This is a genomic window from Pseudomonas gebzensis (genome assembly GCF_034427815.1).
In the GTDB taxonomy this organism is placed as follows: Bacteria; Pseudomonadota; Gammaproteobacteria; order Pseudomonadales; family Pseudomonadaceae; genus Aquipseudomonas.
Genome location: NZ_JAXQNS010000006.1, coordinates 119,336 through 137,808, shown reverse-complemented (window position 1 = coordinate 137,808; position 18,473 = coordinate 119,336). Strand labels below are relative to the sequence as shown.

Below are 18,473 nucleotides of genomic sequence, written 5' to 3'. Positions count from 1 at the left end.
GGTAACGCCATGGCCACTTCCCCTGACGCCCAAGCTCCCGATGCTAAAGCCGCCGATGCCAACCCTGGCACTGGCGCGCAAGGCAGCGAGACCGCCGAGCAGCCTGTCAAGTCGCGCAAGCGCAAGCTCTGGCTGCTCGGTCTGTTGTTGCTGGTGATCCTCGGCGCCGCCGCTGGCTGGGCCTGGTATACCCTGATAGGGCGCTGGGAAGAGAACACCGACGACGCCTACGTGAACGGCAATGTGGTGGAAATCACCCCCCTGGTGACCGGCACCGTCACCAGCATCGGTGCGGACGACGGCGACCTGGTCCACGCCGGTCAGGTGCTGCTGCGCTTTGACCCTTCGGACACCGAGGTGGCCTTGCAGTCCAGCCGTGCCAAGCTGGCCCGCACCGTGCGCGAAGTGCGCGGGTTGTACAGCAATGTCGATGCCCTCAAGGCGCAGGTGCAGTCGCGCCAGGCCGCGCTGAAAACCGCACGCGACAACTTCAACCGGCGCAAGGCCCTGGCCCAGGGCGGGGCGATTTCCGCTGAAGAGCTGTCCCACGCCCAAGATGACGTGACCACCGCACAAAGCGCCGTCGACAGCGCCCGCCAGCAACTCAACACCAGCACCGCTCTGGTCGACGACACCCAAGTGGCCTCTCACCCGGACGTCATGGCCGCCGCCGCCGAGCTGCGCCAGGCCTACCTCGACAACGCCCGCACCACCCTCGTAGCGCCGGTGACCGGCTACGTGGCCAAGCGCACCGTACAGCTGGGCCAGCGGCTGCAACCGGGCGCCGCAACCATGGCGGTGATCCCCTTGGACGAGGTGTGGATCGACGCCAACTTCAAGGAAACCCAGCTGCGCAAGATGCGCATCGGCCAGCCGGTGCACGTCACCGCTGACCTGTACGGGGATGACATCGAGTACCGCGGCACCGTGCAGAGCCTTGGCGCCGGCACCGGCAGTGCGTTTGCGCTGCTGCCTGCGCAGAACGCCACCGGCAACTGGATCAAGATCGTCCAGCGCGTGCCGGTGCGCATCCAGCTCGACCGCGAGCAGTTGCAGCGCCATCCGCTGCGCATCGGTTTGTCGACCGTGGTCGAAGTCGACCTGCACGATCAGGATGGCCCGGTGCTGGCGCAACAGCCGCCGCAGCAGGCGACCTATTCCACCCAGGTGTATGACCAGCAGCTGGGCGAGGCGGACGCGCTGATCAGCCGCCTGATTCGCGACAACAGCGCCGCCGGCAAGACGGCCGCGCCATGAGCCAGGCGGGTGCTGCGCAGTTCACCCCGCCGAGCCTGCTGCTGACCACCATCGGCCTGTCGCTGGCGACGTTCATGCAGGTGCTAGACACCACGATTGCCAACGTGGCCTTGCCGACCATCTCCGGTAACCTGGGGGTGAGTTACGAGCAGGGTACCTGGGTCATCACCTCGTTCGCCGTGAGCAATGCCATCGCCTTGCCACTGACCGGCTGGCTGAGCCGGCGCTTCGGTGAGGTGAAGCTGTTCATCTGGGCCACCTTACTGTTCGTGATGGCCTCGTTCCTCTGCGGGATCGCTCAGTCGATGCCCGAGCTGGTCGGCTTTCGTGTGTTGCAGGGGGTGGTCGCAGGCCCCCTCTACCCGATGACCCAGACGCTGTTGATTGCGGTGTATCCCCCGGCCAAACGGGGGATGGCCCTGGCCTTGCTGGCCATGGTCACGGTGGTGGCGCCGATTGCCGGGCCGATCCTCGGCGGTTGGATCACCGACAGCTACAGCTGGCCGTGGATCTTCTTCATCAACATTCCCATCGGCCTGTTTGCCGCCGCCGTGGTGCGCCAGCAGATGCGCGCGAGACCGGTGCACACCCGTCGCCAGCCGATGGACTACATCGGCCTGTTGACCCTGATCGTCGGCGTCGGGGCCTTGCAGGTGGTGCTCGACAAGGGCAATGACCTGGACTGGTTCGAGTCGCCGTTCATCATCGGCGGTAGCCTGATTTCGGTGATTTTCCTGGCGATCTTCATCATCTGGGAGCTGACCGATCGCCATCCGGTGGTCAACCTGCGGCTGTTTGCATACCGCAACTTCCGCGTCGGCACGATTGTGCTGGTCGGGGGCTACGCCGGTTTCTTCGGCATCAACCTGATCCTGCCGCAATGGTTGCAGACGCAGATGGGCTACACGCCCACCTGGGCAGGCCTGGCCGTGGCGCCCATTGGTTTGCTGCCGGTGATCATGTCGCCGTTCGTGGGCAAGTACGCCCATCGCTTCGACCTGCGGGTACTGGCCGGGCTGGCGTTTCTGGCCATTGGCGCCAGTTGCTACATGCGCGCGGGCTTCACCAGCCAGGTGGACTTCCAGCACATCGCCCTGGTGCAGTTGTTCATGGGCATCGGCGTGGCGCTGTTCTTCATGCCGACCTTGAGCATCCTGCTGTCGGACCTGCCGCCGCACCAGATTGCCGATGGCTCGGGGCTGGCCACCTTCCTGCGCACCCTGGGCGGCAGCTTTGCCGCGTCGCTGACGACGTGGATCTGGATTCGCCGTGCCGACCAGCACCACGCCTACCTGACCGAGCACATCAGCCAGTACGACCCGGTCACCCGCCACACGATCGAGCAGATGGGCGGCGCCAGCCAGCAGACCTACGCGCAGCTGGAACAGATCGTCAACGCCCAGGCCTACATGATGTCGACGGTGGACTACTTCATGCTGATGACCTGGATCTTCGCTGGCCTGATCGTGCTGGTGTGGTTCGCCAAGCCGCCGTTCACCGCCAAGGCTGCGGCGAGCTCGGGCGGGCACTGATCGCTCGGCAGCGTGGGGTGGTTTGATCTACCGCAGGGGTCTTCCCCTCAGGCAAAGAAGCCGCCCATGCAGCCGGTCATGATCGTCACGGGTGCCACACGGGGCATCGGCGCTGCGCGCGCACGCTCGGCCGCCCGCGCAGGCTACCGGGTGTGCTTGAACTACCACCGCGATGAAGCGGCCGCCGCGCAGGTGCTGGCCGAGGTGCAGGGGCTGGGCGCCGAGGCGGTGGCGATTCGAGCCGCAGTCCAGGTTGGGCTCGAGCCGCAGCAATTTGCAGGAGCGAGCTTGCTCGCTGCGCCCCGCTTTGTGGGCATGAGTCGCGAACCGCGGCAGCGCCGTCTTGATAAAAGCGACGCCTATCCAACGATCCACATCAGACACCCCAGAACGGCCGAATGATCAGCCCCAAGGTTTCCATAGCTCGTTCAGAACTGTCATGCCAGGGCCTGCCGTCGTTCAGGCAGGTGCAGTTGCCAAAGCGCCGCGCCGTCTCAATAAACGCGACGCCTATTGAGCTGCCCGGCTAAAACACCCTTCAAAACGAGCGGATGATCCGCCCCAAGGTTTCCATGGCGCGCTCTGAACTGTCAGTCCAGGGGCTGCCGTAGTTCAGGCGGATGCAATTGCCGAAGCGCCGCGTCGGCGAAAAGATCGGCCCTGGCGCAATGCTGATGCCCTGCGCCAGCGCCATGTGAAACAGCTTCAGCGCGTCGATCTGTTCGGGCAGTTCAAGCCACAGGAAATAGCCCCCGCTCGGCTGGCTGACCCGGGTTTGTGCCGGGAAATACTTGGCGATGGCCGCGAGCATGTTGGCCTGCTGGCCCTCCAGGGCGTAACGCAGCTTGCGCAGGTGACGGTCGTAGCCGCCATGCTGCAGGTAGTCGGCAATCGCCGCCTGCGCCGGCATCGAGGCGCAGAGCGAGGTCATCAGCTTGAGCCGCTCGATCTTCTGCGCAAAGCGCCCGGCCGCTACCCAGCCGATGCGGTAGCCCGGCGCCAGGCTCTTGGCAAACGAACTGCAGTGCATCACCAGGCCCTCGGTATCGAAGGCCTTGGCCGGTTTTGGTGCCTGCTGGGCGTAATACAGCTCGGCGTACACATCGTCTTCGATCAGCGGCACCTGGTGCACACGCAGCAGCTCCACCAGCGCCTGCTTCTTGGCCTCCGGCATGCTGGCGCCGACCGGGTTCTGGAAATTGCTCATGCACCACACCACCTTGACCGGGTGCTTGGCCAGGGTCTGCGCCAGCACCTCAAGGTCCATGCCTTCGCGCGGGTGGACCGGAATTTCCACCGCCTTGAGCTTGAGCCGCTCCAGCACTTGCAGGCAGGCATAGAACGCCGGCGCTTCGATGGCCACCAAGTCACCGGGCTCGGTCACCGCCTGCAGGCACAGGTTCAGCGCTTCCAGGGCACCGTTGGTGATCAGCAGTTCCTCCATCGGCAACATCAACCCGGTGACCATGTAGCGCAGGGCAATTTGCCGGCGCAATTGCGGGTTGCCGGGCGACAAGTCGGTGACCGCGACCCGCGGGTCCATGCTGCGCGCCGCGCTGGCGAGCGAACGGGCCAGGCGTTGCAACGGAAACAGCATCGGGCTGGGGAAGGCCGAGCCGAACGGCACGGTGGCAGGGTCTTTGATCGAGTCGAGAATGGAAAACACCAGGCCGCTGACGTCGACCTCGGTGGACTCGCTGACCGGGGCGAGGGCCTGCGGCTCGACAAACGCGCGTGGCGCATGGCTGTTGACGAAATAGCCCGATCGCGCACGCGCGCGAATCAGACCGCGGCGCTCGAGCAGGTAGTACGCCTGGAACACCGTGGAGGGGCTGACCCCGTGGGTTTGGCTGGCATAGCGCACCGAGGGAATCCGCTCGCCAGGGCCCAGCACCCCGCTGCGGATCAGTTCGGCAATGTCGTCGGCGAAGCGTTCATAGCGTTTCATAGCGGCTCGGCAGGCGGATCAAGGTGGCAAGGCGGTTGACTCAACCGCCTGCCACTATGGCCGGCACGCTGTTTTCAGTACAGCCTCAGTCAGCCTGAAAAAAACCATACCAGTGAGGCTGGGCGTGCTCAGATCACTGAGCCTGGCACGCTGGCCTTGAGGTGTCTGCGGCTATCCTGGGCACCGGCCACGGTCAATGCATCGGCTTCGGCTTCGGTGATGGGCACGCGTTTGCCCTGGAGCACGGCCATCGACATGCGCAAGGTGTCGTCGGTGATGATCTCGATGTCCGAGCCCTGGGCTTGGAGGGTGTCGTTGGCGCCCAGCAGGGTGCAACGGTGGGTGGTTTCGTCGATCTGGACAGGCATGGCGAGTTCCTCTCGGTGAATGACTCAAGGCTGTGACTGCGCCTGTGGCCAGGTTGCTCACCCGGATGGGCGAACGGTCCCGGGGCACTCCAGGTTTCGGCCACGGTCCACCGTTGACTGAAGGCAAGGGAGCGGACATCGATGGACGATTGGTTAGCCAACGTATGGGAGGCGGTTGCGGCCGAATTTGCCGACGTCACCGACGAGCAAGAGGTGGCGCGCATTCTGGTGCGTTTGCTGATGGCAGCGATTCTGGGGGCAGTGCTGGGGTTCGAGCGCGAGCACCGTGGCAAGTCAGCCGGGGTGCGCACGCACATGCTGGTGTCGATGGGAGCGGCGCTGTTCGTGCTGGCGCCGAGCATGGCTGGAGCTGACGAACAGGCCATGAGCCGGGTGATCCAGGGCATCGTTGCGGGCATCGGTTTTCTGGGCGCCGGCACCATCCTGAAAGGCAATGGCAGCGACCCGAGCCACGTGAAAGGGCTGACCACGGCAGCGGGCCTGTGGATGACGGCGGCAATCGGCACGGCGGCGGGCATGGGACGTGAGGCAACGGCCTTGATCAGTACCGTGCTGGCCTTGCTGGTGCTGGGCAGCATGCCGGCGCTGGTCGAACGTATCGAGGGTGAGCACGAGGACAAGAAAAAGGAGGAGGGCACCAAGCGCTGAGGCGGGAGCACCATTGGCGATACCCCAGACAGCACTAAGGGGAGCCGAAGCTCCCCTTGAGGTGTGTTGCGTGCTCTTTTCTTATTGTTCGTGACGGGCCGATTGTTGTTTTTGTTGGCCTGTCCGGGTGGTGCGGTGGCCCCTAACCGGGGCTCAAGAGCAAACGTATTTTTTTGAGCGCTGATCGATGTTCATCATTGCTGATCCAGCCTGACCGTCGCTACCTGAGGGTAGTTTTGTTGTTCTGTGCCAGGTGCGGGGCACTGACCCCGGAAAACCCATCGACTCCAAAAAGATCTGCTTGCTACGCTTCTGCCGTGTTGTTCTTGTTATGTCAGAACCGTTGTCTGTTGTTTTTATTGGGTGGTGCGCTTTGTTGTTCTTGTTGTACGAAAGATATAGCAGGTGCCGTGCCAACTTTTCAAAAACCCCGTAATCCGGGGGGTTGGGCCATCTGCTGACGGTTCCATCGCCGGGAATATCTGTCGAATTGTTTCCGTGTTACCCGATTTTTCGCTGTAAATGGGGCCGCGGTAACACTTCGCCTGTGGCAATGTGTCACCTCAGCCGCTTAGCCCGCCATGCGCGCCCGTGCCACCCGCGAGCCGCTCGCACGCCCCAAAACAGTGCTGATGCGCTGGCCTGCGGCGATCAATCGGTCCAGGTCGATGCCCGTCTCGATGCCCAGCCCCTGCATCAGATACACCACATCCTCTGTGGCGATGTTACCGGTCGCGCCCTTGGCGTAGGGGCAGCCGCCGAGCCCAGCCACGGAGCTGTCGAACACGCTGATCCCTTCAAGGAGGCTGGCGTACACGTTGGCCAGCGCCTGGCCGTAGGTGTCGTGGAAATGGCCGGCCAGTTGCGCGCGCGGCACCTCATTGCCGACCACCTCGAACAGCCGCCGCGTGTCGCCTGCGGTGCCGGTGCCCAGCGTGTCACCCAACGAGACTTCATAGCAGCCCAGCTCGAACAGGGCGCGGGCCACAGGCGCGACCTGTTCGGCGCGCACCGTGCCCTCATACGGGCAACCCAGCACACACGAAACATAGCCACGTACCCGCACATCATGCTGGCGGGCCAGCGCCATGAGCGGCTCGAAGCGCTTGAGGCTGTCGCTGATCGAGCAGTTGATGTTGCGCTGCGAGAACGCTTCGGAGGCCGCGGCGAAGACCGCCACTTCCTTCACTCCGGCCGCCAGGGCGTCTTCCAGGCCTCGCAGATTGGGCGCCAGGGCTGCGTAGGTGACGCCAGCGCGGGGGGTGATGCCGGCGAAGACTTCAGCCGAGCCGGCCATCTGTGGCACCCACTTGGGCGAGACGAAGCTGCCCACTTCGATATACCCAAGCCCGGCGGCGCTGAGGTCGTCGACCAGCCGCACCTTGTCGGCCACGCTGATCGGCTGGGCTTCGTTCTGCAGGCCATCGCGTGGGCCGACATCGACCAGGCGTACGTGGGAGGGCAAGGACATGTGGGATTTCCTGTGCGTAAGAGGGTGAGCGTCAGAGGGGGCGGTGTTCGCGGGTGCAAGCCAGGGCCTGTTCGCAGCGTTCCTGAGCGGTGTCCAGTTCCAGATGCATCTGCTCGATGTCGAGCATCTGCTGCTCCAGTTGGGCGCGGCGCTCGGCTATCTTGGCCAACATGCTGTTCAACTGCCGCGCGTTGCCGCCGCTGGGGTCGTACAGGCTGATCAGCTCGCGGCACTCGGCCAGGGAAAAGCCGATACGTTTGCCGCGCAGGATCAGCTTCAATGTCACTTTGTCGCGGGCTGAATAGATGCGTTCCAGGCCGCGGCGCTGGGGGGTCAACAGGCCTTGTTCTTCATAGAAGCGAATGGCCCGGGTGGTGATGTCCAGCTCGCGGGACAAATCGGAGATGCTGTAGGTCTGGCTGCTCATAGTGGGCTCTGCGGCAATGTGGCACTAGGCTATAACCCACTTTACGTAAACGTCAAGGTGCCCGACTGCGTGCGCCCGCCGAACACATTCATCCGAGTGGCAGGGAACGTCTGCGCCAGATTGATCTCATAGGTTTCAGACTCGGGCACCTGGCCCCGCTCATGAAGATGGCCTGTATGAGATGAACCTTTACCTGGACGGCGACGCAGAGCGCCGGAATGCCATGCCACCGGGCTTCTTGCAAGAAGGCGGAACGGTGGCGACCTTGCTGCAGACCCTTGACCCGTGCAACTCGCCCCTCGGCGCGCCGGACACCTGGCCGCTGAGCCTGCAGACGCTGATGGCGACCATTCTTCCGGCCAAGGCGCAGATCGTGCTGTTCTGGGGGCCTGACTACGTGGCGCTCTACAACGACGCCTATGCGCCCACCATCGGTGCCAAGCACCCCAGGGCACTGGGCCGACCGGCGCAGGAGAACTGGAGCGAGATGTGGGATGACCTCGAACCCTTGCTGCGTGGCGTGCGCGAGACCGGCGAGACGTTCTCGGCCACCGATCGGCCTTTCTATATAGAACGTCGCGGGCTGGGGGAAACGGCCTGGTTCGATGTGTCGTATTCGCCGGTGCGTGAAGTCGACGGCAGCGTCGGCGGCATTCTGTGCATCGTCACCGAGACCACCGAGCGCGTGCAGTTCGAGCGGCGCCAGGCGTTTCTGCTGGAGCTGGGCCGGATCCTCCCCGACATCAAGGATGCCGCGCAGATCGAAGCCTTCGTGACCCGTCGCCTGGGCGAGCAGTTAGGCGCCTCGCGGGTATTCTTTGCCCATGATGCCGGCGACGAGCAGCATTTTTCCATCGAGCATCAGTGGCTCAACGGCGCCCCGGCGCTGGTCCGCGAGCATGCCTACGCCACCTACGGCGAGCACCTGCAGACCACGCTGGCCGAGGGCCAGAGCATTGCCGGCGATTTTGCCGCAGGCGACTGTCGCGAGCTCTGCGCCAGCCTGTTGATGCCGGTACGCACCGGCACTCACCTGGATGCCACCCTGGCGGTGCATTTCCAGACTCGGCATGTGTTCATCGAGGCCGAACGCCTGCTGATCGATGAAACCGCCAAGCTGGCCTGGGCGGCCATCCTTCGTGCCCGCGCTGAAGCCAGTCTGGTGGCGCTGAACATCAGCCTCGAAGAGCGCGTGGCGACCATGCTGGCCCAGCGCGAGACGTCCATGCTGCAGTTGCATGAAGCGCGCAAGATGGAAATGATCGGCCAGCTCACCGGCGGCATCGCCCACGATTTCAACAACATGCTGACGCCCATCATCGCTTCGCTGGAGCTGATCCAGCGTCGTTTGCCTGAGCCGCGTTCCCAGCGTCTGATCGACAGCGCGCTACTGGCAGCCGATCGCGCCCGAACGGTGGTCGGGCGATTGCTCACCTTCGCCCGGCGGCAGACCCTCAAGCCGCAAGTGGTAGCGCTGGCCGGTTTGATCGAGGACATGCGCGAACTGATCGCCCGCTCACTGGGGCCGACCATTGCGGTGCACGTGGAGGTCGATGCCGACCTGCCGGGCGTGGTGATCGACCCCGGGCAACTGGAACTGGCCCTGCTCAACCTGGTGGTCAACGCCCGCGATGCCATGTCCCAGGGTGGGCGCCTGGCGATCCGCGCAGGGCTGGTGGACGACAGCACGGCCCGGCCCACGGGCATCGTGGCCGGGCAGGTGATCTGGCTACAGGTCTGCGACAACGGCTGCGGCATGTCAGACGAGGTGCTGGCGCGCTGCTTCGAACCGTTCTATTCGACCAAGAATGTCGGCCAGGGCATCGGTCTTGGCCTGCCGATGGTGCAGGGCCTTGCGCTGCAATCGGGCGGCGGCTTTACCCTGTGCTCGCAGGAGCGCAACGGCACCCAGGCCACCTTGTGGTTGCCCGCCAGCGAAACGCCGGTTGAAGGGCGCGAAACAGACCATCAGGAACCGTTGACGAACCCTTGCGGCGGCCATGTTCTGGTGGTCGATGATGAAGAGATCGTGCGCCAGGCCACCGCCTTGCAACTGCGCGACCTCGGCTATCAGGTGACCGAGGCGCAGAGCGCGGCGCAGGCCATGGAATTGCTTGCCGCAGGCCTGGTGCCCGACATGCTGCTGACCGATCAGGTCATGCCTGACATGACCGGCGCCGAGTTCGCCCAGCATGCCCGCGCGCGCCTGCCACAGTTGCCGGTGTTGATCATCACCGGCTATGCCAACCTCTCGCCCAGCGAGCTGAACGGCTTTGAAGTGCTGCGCAAGCCGTTTCGCCGCGCCGAGCTGGCTCGGGGCCTGGCGCGGCTGATCGAGCGCAAGACCAGCTGACTGCGCCTGCTCAGGGCTGGCGGTGAGCCTCGATCAAGGCCCACAGGCGTGGGTCGTTGAAATCGTCGATCACCAATTGCGCGCCGGCCGCCAGCAGGCGCTCGGGCGATTGCGTCGTGCTCAGGGCCACCGTGTAGATACCCGCCGCGCTGGCCGCGGTCACGCCCGGAACCGAATCCTCGAACGCCAGAGCTTGGCCAGCCGCAGCGCCCAAGCGCTCAAGGCCGGTGAGGTAGGGCAGTGGATCGGGCTTTGGCCGCTGTAGCTCGTCTGCGACCAGCACATGCGCGAACGCCTGCTCCAAGCCCAAGGCCCGCAGCATGTGTTCGGCATTCAGGCGCGGGGCATTGGTGACCACGCACAGGCCCATCTCGACCCGGCGTGCGTGCTCCAGCAGGCGCAGTAGGCCGGGCAGGGGTTTGAGCGTGGGCGAGCGGTCTCGGAACAGCGCTTCTTTTCGCTCGGCCATGGCCTGACGGTCAGCGAGCGAGAGCTCGGGAAACAACTGGGCAAACAGATGTGCATTGGCCTGGCCGCTGATTGTTTCCTCGAACGCTTCCTGGCTCAAGGCGCGCCCGTCGTATTCGTGAAGCAGGTCGCGGAAGGCTTGCAGGTGCAAGGTATCGGTGTCGGTGAGGGTTCCATCGAGGTCGAACAGCAGCGCGGTAAGCATGGGCGATCCAGATCATTTGCAGCGAAGAGAAACGAATGATACCCATCTGAGCGACAAAGGGGGCTGTTCAGATTTTACGGAAAAGAGTACAAATGTGCTCCATGGATACCTTGACCCCCAAGCGCCGCGCCATTCTCGATTTCATCCGCGAGCGCATTCTCGAACACGGCCAGCCGCCCAGCCTGGCCGACATCGCCACGCGCTTCGGCTTTGCCTCGCGCAGTGTGGCCCGCAAGCACATCACAGCCCTGTGCCAGGCCGGTTACATAGACGTCACGCCCAATCAGGCGCGCAGCATTCGCCTGGCCGATGCACCACGTCGGCCGGAGCTGCTCGAGTTACCGGTGTTGGGCCGGGTGGCCGCCGGTGCACCCATCGGCCCGGATATCGACATCCACGAACGCCTGCTGATCGACCCGAGCCTGTTCCGCCGGACCCCGGATTACCTGCTGAAGGTGCGCGGAGACTCGATGATCGGTGACGGGATCCTTGACGGTGACCTGGTCGGCATCCGCCAGCAGGGCGAGGCCCACGAGGGCCAGGTAGTGGTCGCGCGTCTGGACGGCGAAGTGACCATCAAGCGTCTGCAACGCCTGCCCGGCGGTTACCGGCTGATGCCGCGCAACCCCGCCTACGCGCCGATCGACGTCGGGCCCGAGCACGACCTGGTGATCGAAGGGGTGTTCTGCGGCCTGGTGAGGCGCGATTGATGAGCGCGGTGGTCGACCTCGAGCGTCTGCTCGAACAACGCCAGGTCTGGCGTGGCCGGCAACCGCAGGTACGCACCGCCGGGCAACAGCCTACCGGCCACCCGGCGCTGGATGAGCGCTTGCCCGAAGGGGGCTGGCCGGCCGCCGCACTCAGTGAGCTGTTGCTCGCCAGCCCCGGTTGCGGGGAATTGCAGCTGCTCTGGCCATCCCTGGCGCGCCTGACCCGCGAGCAGGGGCGGGTGGTGCTGGTGGCGCCCCCGTTCATTCCCTATGCCCCTGCCTGGCTCGCGGCGGGTGTCGACCTGCGCTGGTTGGCCCAGGTCGATGCCGAGCCCGATGAGGTGCTTTGGGCGGCCGAACAATGTCTGCGCTCGGGCAGTTGTGCGGCGGTGCTGTGCTGGCCGCAGCGCGCCGACGATCGCGCCTTGCGCCGCTTGCACGTGGCGGCCGAAACCGGCCAGGCCCTGGCGATCGCCTGTCGCGGGCAACAGGCCGCGCTGAATGCCTCGCCCGCGGCGCTGCGCATCGCCATCGACACGCGCCCGGCTCAGTGGCGAGTGCTCAAGTGCCGGGGTGGGCAGGCACCGGCCAGGCCCATTGCCTGCACCGGTCGGGGTTGATGGCGCATGCTCTGGGCCTGCATCGTCCTGCCGCAATTGGCACTGGACACCGTTCTGCGCGACCGCGATGACGCGCACGCCCCCCTGGTGCTGATCACCGGCCCGCTGCAGCGCCGCGTGTTGCAGGCGGTCAATCCGGCCGCGGCCCGCCTGGGCCTGCGGGCCGGGCAGAGCCTGACCGCCGCGCGTGCCCTGGCCGAAGGCTTCACCTGCGTCGAGGCCGACCCTGCGCGCATCGAGCAGGTCCAGCAACTGCTCGCCGCCTGGGCCTACGGCTACAGCGCTCAGGTGAGCCTGCACTATCCGCGCGCGTTACTGCTGGAAGTGGGCTCGAGCCTGCAGTTGTTCGGACCTTGGTCGGTGTTGCAGGCGCGCATGCGCGAGCAACTGGATGCCATGGGCTTGAGGCAGCGTATCGTCCTGGCCAGCAGCCCTGCCGCGGCGCGGATGCTGGCCAATGTCCATGATGGCCTGGCGCTGACCTGCCAGGAGCACACTCGCGCGGCCCTTGCGCTGCTGCCCATCGACCGCATCGGCTTGCCCCAAGACGCCGTACAGGCCTTCAGCCGCATGGGCCTGCGTCGCCTCGACCAGGTCCTGGCGCTGCCTCGATCTGCGCTGGCGCGCCGCTTCGCAGCCAGCGTGCAGCTGCATCTGGATCAATTACTCGGGTTACGCAGTGTGCCGCTGGCGTTCTATCAGCCGCCGGAGCGCTTCGAATCGCGCCTGGAACTGAATTTCGACGTCGAGTCGCATCAGGCGCTGCTGTTCCCCGTGCGCCGCTTGATCAACGACCTGGCGGTATTCCTGGCTGCGCGTGACAGTGGCGTGCAGCGCCTGGACCTGCATCTGGAGCATGCAGACGGTGCAAGCACACTGCTCAAGGTCGGGCTGCTCAGCGCCGAGCGAGAGGCCGCGCTGCTGTTCGAGCTGACCCGTGGGCGCCTGGAAGCGCTGCAGCTGCCTGCGCCGGTGCGCACCCTGCGCCTGCGGGTGGATGACCTGCCGGCCTTCGTGCCGACCCACCACAGCCTGTTCGATGCACGCCCGGCGCAGAGCCACTCCTGGGATCAGTTGCGCGAGCGCTTGCGGGCGCGGCTGGGCGATGCGGCGGTCAAGGGCCTCAGCGCCCAGGCCGACCACCGCCCGGAACAGGCCTGGCGTGCGCTGGCCAGCCCCGTTGGCGGGCCTGTGGCGGGCGCCGTGGCGATGCGCCCCGGCTGGCTGTTGGCCGAACCCCAGGCATTACCGCCCAGCACTTTCACCTTGCTCGGCCAGGCTGAACGCATCGAGTCTGGCTGGTGGGACGGCGGCGACGTGCGCCGCGATTATTTTCGCATTGAAACCCGCGACGGCTTGCGCGGCTGGGCCTACCAGGACCTCGGCCAGCCGGGGCCGGTGTGGCTGCAAGGCTGGTTCGCATGAGCCACTTCGAGTACGCCGAGCTGCATTGCCTGTCCAATTTCAGCTTCCAGCGCGGTGCCTCCAGTGCCGACGAGCTGATGCGCCGTGCGCGGCAACAGGGGTATCGCGCGCTGGCCATCACCGATGAGTGCACCCTGGCCGGCATCGTGCGCGCCTGGCAGGCGGCGAAAAACCATGAGGTCGCACTGATCGTCGGCAGCGAAGTGCGAGTGCACGGCGGCCCCAAGCTGGTGCTACTGGTCGAGAACCTGCAGGGCTACCAGAACCTCTGCGCACTGATCACCCTGGCCCGGCGCCGGGCGGGCAAAGGCCACTACCGTGTGCTGGCCGAAGACCTGCCGGCGCATGTGCAAGGGCTGATCGCGCTGTGGCTGCCGGAGCCTGTGCCAGAGCCCGCCACGGGCCATGCCCTGCGGGCCTTGTTCGGCAGCCAGCTATGGCTCGGCGTGCACCTGCACCGCGGCAGCGACGACGCCGGGCGCACCGCCCAGTTGCGCCGCCTCGCCCAGGAGGTCGGCATCCCGGCGTTGGCCTGTGGCGATGTGCACATGCATGTGCGGGGCCGGCGTGCCTTGCAAGATTGCCTCACCGCCATCGGCCAGCGCTGTACCGTGGCCGAGGCCGGGGCGTCCCTGTTCGCCAACGGTGAGCGGCACTTGCGCAGCCAGGCGCAACTGAGCGAGCTGTACCCCGCACAGTGGCTGCGCGAAACCGTGGCGGTCGCCGAGCGCTGCCGCTTCGACCTGAGCGAGCTGAGTTACCAGTACCCGCGCGAGCTGGTGCCCGCAGGCCAGACCCCGGCCAGCTGGCTGCGCAGCCTGTGCGAGGCGCGCCTGCCCCGGCGCTGGCCGCAGGGGCCCAGCCAGGCTGTGCTTGAGGCGCTGCAGCGGGAGCTGGCGCTGATCGAAGAGCTGGGCTACGACAGCTATTTTCTCACCGTGCACGACATCGTCGCCTTTGCCCGCAGCCAGCACATCCTTTGCCAGGGGCGCGGCTCTGCGGCCAACTCGGTGGTGTGTTTCGTGCTCGGCATCACCGAACTCGATCCCATGCAGCACCGCTTGCTGTTCGAGCGGTTTCTGTCGCGCGAGCGTAACGAGCCGCCCGACATCGACGTGGATTTCGAGCACCACCGCCGCGAAGAGGTCATTCAGTACGTGTTCCGCCGCTATGGCCGCCAGCGCGCGGCGCTCACGGCGGTGGTCAGCACCTACCATGCCGCCGGCGCGGTGCGCGATGTCGCCCGGGTGCTGGGCTTGCCGGGCGAGCAGATCGACGCGCTGGCCAAATGCTGTGGCCGCTGGAGTGACCGCATTCCCGATGCTCAGCGTCTGGCCGAAGCGGGTTTCCAGGCAGACAGCCCCTGGCTGCGGCGCATTCTGGTACTGGCTGGCGAACTGATCGGCTTCCCTCGCCACCTGTCGCAGCACCCCGGAGGTTTCGTCATCAGCGAGCAGCCGTTGCATCAGCTCGTGCCGGTGGAAAATGCCGCAATGGCCGAGCGCACGGTCATCCAGTGGGACAAGGACGACCTCGACATGGTCGGCCTGCTCAAGGTCGATATTCTTGCCCTGGGCATGCTCAGCGCCTTGCGCCGCTGTTTCGACCTGCTGCACCTGCACCGTGGTCGGCACCTGACCCTGGCAACCATTCCGCCGGAAGACCCGGCCACCTACGCCATGATCAGCCGCGCCGAAACCATGGGCGTGTTCCAGATCGAATCACGTGCGCAGATGGCCATGCTGCCGCGGCTCAAACCCAGCACCTTCTATGACCTGGTGATCGAGGTCGCCATCGTCCGTCCCGGACCGATCCAGGGCGACATGGTGCATCCGTTTCTGCGCAGGCGCATGGGCGAAGAGCCCATCAGCTACCCATCGCCGGCGCTCAAGGAGGTGTTCGCCCGCACCTTGGGCGTGCCGTTGTTTCAGGAGCAGGTCATGGAGCTGGCCATGGTCGCCGCCGACTACACCCCCGGTGAAGCTGACCAGCTGCGCCGCAGCATGGCCGCCTGGAAGCGCCATGGCGGGCTGGAGCCACACCGCCAGCGGCTGCTGCAGGGCATGCTGCGCAACGGCTATGAAGCGGCCTTTGCCGAGCGCGTGTTCGAGCAGATCAAGGGCTTTGGCAGTTATGGCTTCCCAGAGTCGCACGCGGCCAGTTTCGCGTTGCTCTGCTATGCCAGCAGTTGGCTGAAATGCCACGAGCCGGCGATTTTCACCTGCGCGCTCATCAACAGCTGGCCAATGGGCTTCTACAGCCCCGACCAGCTGCTACAGGAAGCGCGGCGCCAAGGCATCGAAGTGCGCCCTGTGGACGTGCAGCACAGCCAGTGGGATTGCACGCTGGAACCGCTGCACGGGCAGGCGCTGGCCATTCGCCTGGGGTTACGGCAGATCCGCGGCTTCGTCGAGGCCGATGCCCAGCGCCTGGTGCAGGCGCGCCTGCAACGGCCCTGGCGGGATGTCGCAGACCTGTGCCTGCGCAGTGGTCTGGACGCCCGCGCGCGTGCTCAGCTGGCCGATGCCGGCGCATTGCAGGCGTTGGTCAGTCATCGGCATCAGGCGCGTTGGGCAGTGGCGGCGGTGCAGGCCCAGTTGCCGTTGTTCGCAGACGTGGAGCCGCAGACGGAGGTACCGGTCGAGTTGCCGGCGCCCACCGTGGACGAGGATGTGGCGGCAGACTACCAGTCGCTGGGCACGACGCTGGGTCCACACCCACTGGCGCTGCTCAGACCCCGCCTGCGTGCCCTGGGCTGTCGCAGCGCCGCCGAGCTCGGCAGCCTGGCGCACGGCGACACCTTGGCCATGGCCGGCATCGTGGTCGGCCGGCAACGCCCACAGACTGCCAGTGGGGTGACGTTCGTTACCCTGGAAGACGAGTTCGGCCTGGTCAATGTCGTGGTCTGGAAGGCGCTGGCCGAACGTCAGCGCCAAGCCCTGGTGGGCTCACGTTTGCTCAAGGTGAGCGGGCGCTTGGAGCAGCAGGGCGAGGTCAGGCATCTGATTGCCAAGCGTCTGGATGACATCAGCCCGATGCTGCATGGGCTGGAGGTGCGCAGTCGCGACTTCCATTAGGGCGCCGGTGGAGGTCTGCCGGGGCGTTGGCTGCAAGGCCTCTGACACACGGTGTGCAATCTCTGGATCAGGGCGGTGTTGCCGCCCTGAGCGAGTGGATGAGGGGTGGGGCTTAGCTATACCGCCGGCCCCGCAGCCTCAGACCATCGCCAATCTGTGCTTGTGCGTCGGTGGCGCAAAAGCCTCGTCGATGGCTTGCAGGTCCTGGTCGGTCAAGCGCAAGGCGCCAGCCGCTGCGTTGAGCTGCACATGCTCGGGCTTCACGGCCTTGGGAATCGCGATCACGCCGCCGCCATGGGTCACCCAGGCCAGGCTGACCTGGGCCGGTGTCGCCCCATGCTGTTCAGCGATGTCGGCCAAAACCCCGTGATCGAGAAAACGCCCGCCTTGCGCCAGCGGGCAGTAGGCCATGACCGGCATGCCTTTGGCCCGACTCCACGGCAACAGGTCGAATTCGATACCGCGCTGGTCAGGATTGTACAGCACCTGGTTGGCTGCACAGGCCGAGGAGGGCAGGCCTTGAATGTCGGCCAAGTCGAAATTGGACACCCCCCAGGCGCCGATCTTGCCTTGTTCACGCAGGCGCTCGAAGGCCTCGAGGGTCTCCTCCAACGGGTGCTGGCCCTGCCAGTGCAGCAGGTACAGGTCGAGATGATCGGTGCCCAGCCGCTTGAGGCTGCGTTCGCACGCCTCAGGCACGCCACGCCGGCTGGCGTTGTGCGGGTAGACCTTGCTGACCAGGCAGACCTTGTCGCGGCGCCCGGCGATGGCCTTGCCCACCACCTGCTCGGCGCCGCCTTCGGCATACATTTCAGCGGTGTCGATCAGGGTCAAGCCAAGGTCGATACCTTGTTGCAAGGCCGCGACTTCCGCCGCCTGCTGATCGCTGCGTTCCCCCATGTACCACGTTCCTTGGCCAATGACTGGAACCTCGCAACCTGCCAATTTCATGTAGTGCATGTCACCTCCGGGATCTGTGTATGGGCCAGCACGACATCGAGCAACGCCTGGGCAGCGGTAGAAAGTTTCTGGTCACGCAGCGCAATGACGCCGATGCGCCGCTCTACGCAGGGCTCGACCAATGTCACGCAGCGTGCGCCCAGCTCCTGCATCTGCTGGATGCACAGCGCCGGCACCGCGCTCACGCCAAGGCCACTGGCGACCATGCGCCCGATCGTCGACAACTGGTGGCTTTCGAACGCAACCGCCAGTGGGCCGGCCGCCACCGGGGCGTGCTCTTCGAGCAGCAGACGCACGGCAGAGGGGCGCTGCAAGGCGATGAAATCTTCACCGAGCAGGTCGCTCCAGGCCACCTGCGAGCGCGTTGCCAGGTGCGAATCGGCCGGTACCACGGCCACGAATCGGTCCAGGTAGAGCGGATGGAAATGCAAACCTTCACCACTGTCAGGTTCAAAGCCGATGCCCAATTCGACGCGCCGATGGCGTACCAGTTCCAGGACTTGCTCGTTGATCACGTCATGCACGGTGACATTGACCTTCGGGTAACGCTGACGAAACACCTTCAACGCCGGCGGCAGCAGGTTGCCTGCAAACGACGGCATGGCCGCCACCGACACCCGCCCCAACTGCAAGGTGAAGCGCTGCCGCAGCTGTTGTTCGGTGTCATCCCACTCGGCCAGCAGCCGCCGCGCCAGCGGCAGTAGCACCTCGCCCTCGGCGGTCAGGCTGACGCTCCGCGTGGTGCGGGTGAACAGTGCGCCACCGAGGTTTTCCTCCAGCGCCTTGATGGTCAGGCTCAGGGCTGGCTGTGAAATATGCAGGTGCTCCCCGGCCTGGGCGAAGCTCTGGAACTTGGCCACGCTGGCGAAGGCGCGGAGCTGCTTGACGTTCACGGTAGGACCCTCATTTGCAAAGGTTATCAATTAATCACGAAAACAAAATTAACAAATCAGTCGCCAAGCGTGAACATGCCAGTACTCCCC

General features: G+C 65.5%; 16 protein-coding genes. 9 read left to right on the top strand and 7 right to left on the bottom strand.

The features are described from left to right. Positions 1–9 precede the first annotated feature (9 nt). The 3 genes from SJI00_RS13280 to SJI00_RS13270 all read left to right on the top strand — a co-directional run bounded on the left by SJI00_RS13280 (position 10) and on the right by SJI00_RS13270 (position 3,191). The gene (locus SJI00_RS13280; protein WP_322462176.1) at positions 10–1,257 is read left to right on the top strand and encodes an HlyD family secretion protein; all 1,248 of its coding nucleotides are present in this window, start codon (positions 10–12) and stop codon (positions 1,255–1,257) included. Then, entirely contained in the window at positions 1,254–2,789 is a 1,536-nt protein-coding gene (locus SJI00_RS13275; protein ID WP_322462175.1) for a DHA2 family efflux MFS transporter permease subunit, read from the top strand. Before SJI00_RS13280 ends, SJI00_RS13275 begins: the two co-directional genes overlap by 4 nt. A 66-nt stretch (positions 2,790–2,855) precedes the next feature. Next, a complete protein-coding gene (locus SJI00_RS13270) occupies positions 2,856–3,191 on the top strand; it encodes an SDR family NAD(P)-dependent oxidoreductase (RefSeq protein ID WP_322462174.1) in 336 nt (111 codons plus the stop codon). 136 nt (positions 3,192–3,327) lie between these two features. Here SJI00_RS13270 and mapR read toward each other — a convergent pair whose 3' ends face one another. Further along, complete coding sequence (mapR, locus tag SJI00_RS13265) at positions 3,328–4,737, bottom strand: GntR family transcriptional regulator MpaR (RefSeq protein ID WP_322462173.1); 1,410 nt, start codon at positions 4,735–4,737, stop codon at positions 3,328–3,330. 128 nt (positions 4,738–4,865) lie between these two features. Next, positions 4,866–5,105 carry a DUF3203 family protein gene (locus SJI00_RS13260; protein ID WP_322462172.1) on the bottom strand — a complete coding sequence of 80 codons (240 nt, stop codon included), beginning with the start codon at positions 5,103–5,105 and terminating at the stop codon, positions 4,866–4,868. 141 nt (positions 5,106–5,246) lie between these two features. Here SJI00_RS13260 and SJI00_RS13255 point away from each other — a divergent pair, with 141 nt between their 5' ends. Continuing rightward, on the top strand, positions 5,247–5,774 hold the full coding sequence (locus SJI00_RS13255) for an MgtC/SapB family protein (RefSeq protein ID WP_322462171.1): 528 nt from the start codon (positions 5,247–5,249) through the stop codon (positions 5,772–5,774). A gap of 571 nt (positions 5,775–6,345) precedes the next feature. Here SJI00_RS13255 and SJI00_RS13250 read toward each other — a convergent pair. Both SJI00_RS13250 and SJI00_RS13245 read right to left on the bottom strand, forming a co-directional pair. Next, positions 6,346–7,245: a hydroxymethylglutaryl-CoA lyase gene (locus SJI00_RS13250; protein ID WP_322462170.1), complete on the bottom strand. Its 900-nt coding sequence runs from the start codon at positions 7,243–7,245 to the stop codon at positions 6,346–6,348. Between the two features lie 31 nt (positions 7,246–7,276). Further along, positions 7,277–7,672 carry a MerR family transcriptional regulator gene (locus tag SJI00_RS13245; RefSeq protein ID WP_322462169.1) on the bottom strand — a complete coding sequence of 132 codons (396 nt, stop codon included), beginning with the start codon at positions 7,670–7,672 and terminating at the stop codon, positions 7,277–7,279. A gap of 181 nt (positions 7,673–7,853) precedes the next feature. Between SJI00_RS13245 and SJI00_RS13240 the strand changes: the two genes are divergently transcribed. After that, positions 7,854–10,025, top strand: a complete 2,172-nt coding sequence (locus SJI00_RS13240; RefSeq protein ID WP_322462168.1) for a response regulator — start codon at positions 7,854–7,856, stop codon at positions 10,023–10,025. A gap of 10 nt (positions 10,026–10,035) precedes the next feature. Here the strand turns inward: SJI00_RS13240 and SJI00_RS13235 are convergent, their stop codons facing one another. Then, complete coding sequence (locus tag SJI00_RS13235) at positions 10,036–10,698, bottom strand: HAD family hydrolase (protein ID WP_322462167.1); 663 nt, start codon at positions 10,696–10,698, stop codon at positions 10,036–10,038. A 92-nt stretch (positions 10,699–10,790) separates the two neighbouring features. Here SJI00_RS13235 and lexA point away from each other — a divergent pair, with 92 nt between their 5' ends. Genes lexA through SJI00_RS13215 form a run of 4 tightly spaced genes read left to right on the top strand, consistent with a single transcriptional unit; the run spans position 10,791 to position 16,530 of the window. Then, positions 10,791–11,408: a transcriptional repressor LexA gene (lexA, locus tag SJI00_RS13230; protein WP_322462166.1), complete on the top strand. Its 618-nt coding sequence runs from the start codon at positions 10,791–10,793 to the stop codon at positions 11,406–11,408. Then, entirely contained in the window at positions 11,408–12,028 is a 621-nt protein-coding gene (gene imuA, locus SJI00_RS13225) for a translesion DNA synthesis-associated protein ImuA (protein WP_322462165.1), read from the top strand. Before lexA ends, imuA begins: the two co-directional genes overlap by 1 nt. Positions 12,029–12,034: 6 nt before the next feature. Next, positions 12,035–13,453: a Y-family DNA polymerase gene (locus SJI00_RS13220; protein ID WP_322462164.1), complete on the top strand. Its 1,419-nt coding sequence runs from the start codon at positions 12,035–12,037 to the stop codon at positions 13,451–13,453. After that, entirely contained in the window at positions 13,450–16,530 is a 3,081-nt protein-coding gene (locus SJI00_RS13215; protein WP_322462163.1) for an error-prone DNA polymerase, read from the top strand. Before SJI00_RS13220 ends, SJI00_RS13215 begins: the two co-directional genes overlap by 4 nt. Before the next feature lie 138 nt (positions 16,531–16,668). Here the strand turns inward: SJI00_RS13215 and SJI00_RS13210 are convergent, their stop codons facing one another. Both SJI00_RS13210 and SJI00_RS13205 read right to left on the bottom strand, forming a co-directional pair. After that, a complete protein-coding gene (locus SJI00_RS13210) occupies positions 16,669–17,490 on the bottom strand; it encodes an aldo/keto reductase (protein WP_322462162.1) in 822 nt (273 codons plus the stop codon). Then, positions 17,478–18,383: a LysR family transcriptional regulator gene (locus SJI00_RS13205; protein WP_322462161.1), complete on the bottom strand. Its 906-nt coding sequence runs from the start codon at positions 18,381–18,383 to the stop codon at positions 17,478–17,480. Before SJI00_RS13205 ends, SJI00_RS13210 begins: the two co-directional genes overlap by 13 nt. Between the last annotated feature and the right edge of the window lie 90 nt (positions 18,384–18,473).

Bases quoted from the DNA above. Each gene is read 5' to 3' on its own strand.
- SJI00_RS13280 (WP_322462176.1), top strand. From the start codon at position 10: ATGGCCACTTCCCCTGACGCCCAAGCTCCCGATGCTAAAGCCGCCGAT.
- SJI00_RS13275 (WP_322462175.1), top strand. From the start codon at position 1,254: ATGAGCCAGGCGGGTGCTGCGCAGTTCACCCCGCCGAGCCTGCTGCTG.
- SJI00_RS13270 (WP_322462174.1), top strand. From the start codon at position 2,856: ATGCAGCCGGTCATGATCGTCACGGGTGCCACACGGGGCATCGGCGCT.
- mapR (WP_322462173.1), bottom strand. From the start codon at position 4,737: ATGAAACGCTATGAACGCTTCGCCGACGACATTGCCGAACTGATCCGC.
- SJI00_RS13260 (WP_322462172.1), bottom strand. From the start codon at position 5,105: ATGCCTGTCCAGATCGACGAAACCACCCACCGTTGCACCCTGCTGGGC.
- SJI00_RS13255 (WP_322462171.1), top strand. From the start codon at position 5,247: ATGGACGATTGGTTAGCCAACGTATGGGAGGCGGTTGCGGCCGAATTT.
- SJI00_RS13250 (WP_322462170.1), bottom strand. From the start codon at position 7,245: ATGTCCTTGCCCTCCCACGTACGCCTGGTCGATGTCGGCCCACGCGAT.
- SJI00_RS13245 (WP_322462169.1), bottom strand. From the start codon at position 7,672: ATGAGCAGCCAGACCTACAGCATCTCCGATTTGTCCCGCGAGCTGGAC.
- SJI00_RS13240 (WP_322462168.1), top strand. From the start codon at position 7,854: ATGAACCTTTACCTGGACGGCGACGCAGAGCGCCGGAATGCCATGCCA.
- SJI00_RS13235 (WP_322462167.1), bottom strand. From the start codon at position 10,698: ATGCTTACCGCGCTGCTGTTCGACCTCGATGGAACCCTCACCGACACC.
- lexA (WP_322462166.1), top strand. From the start codon at position 10,791: ATGTGCTCCATGGATACCTTGACCCCCAAGCGCCGCGCCATTCTCGAT.
- imuA (WP_322462165.1), top strand. From the start codon at position 11,408: ATGAGCGCGGTGGTCGACCTCGAGCGTCTGCTCGAACAACGCCAGGTC.
- SJI00_RS13220 (WP_322462164.1), top strand. From the start codon at position 12,035: ATGCTCTGGGCCTGCATCGTCCTGCCGCAATTGGCACTGGACACCGTT.
- SJI00_RS13215 (WP_322462163.1), top strand. From the start codon at position 13,450: ATGAGCCACTTCGAGTACGCCGAGCTGCATTGCCTGTCCAATTTCAGC.
- SJI00_RS13210 (WP_322462162.1), bottom strand. From the start codon at position 17,490: ATGCACTACATGAAATTGGCAGGTTGCGAGGTTCCAGTCATTGGCCAA.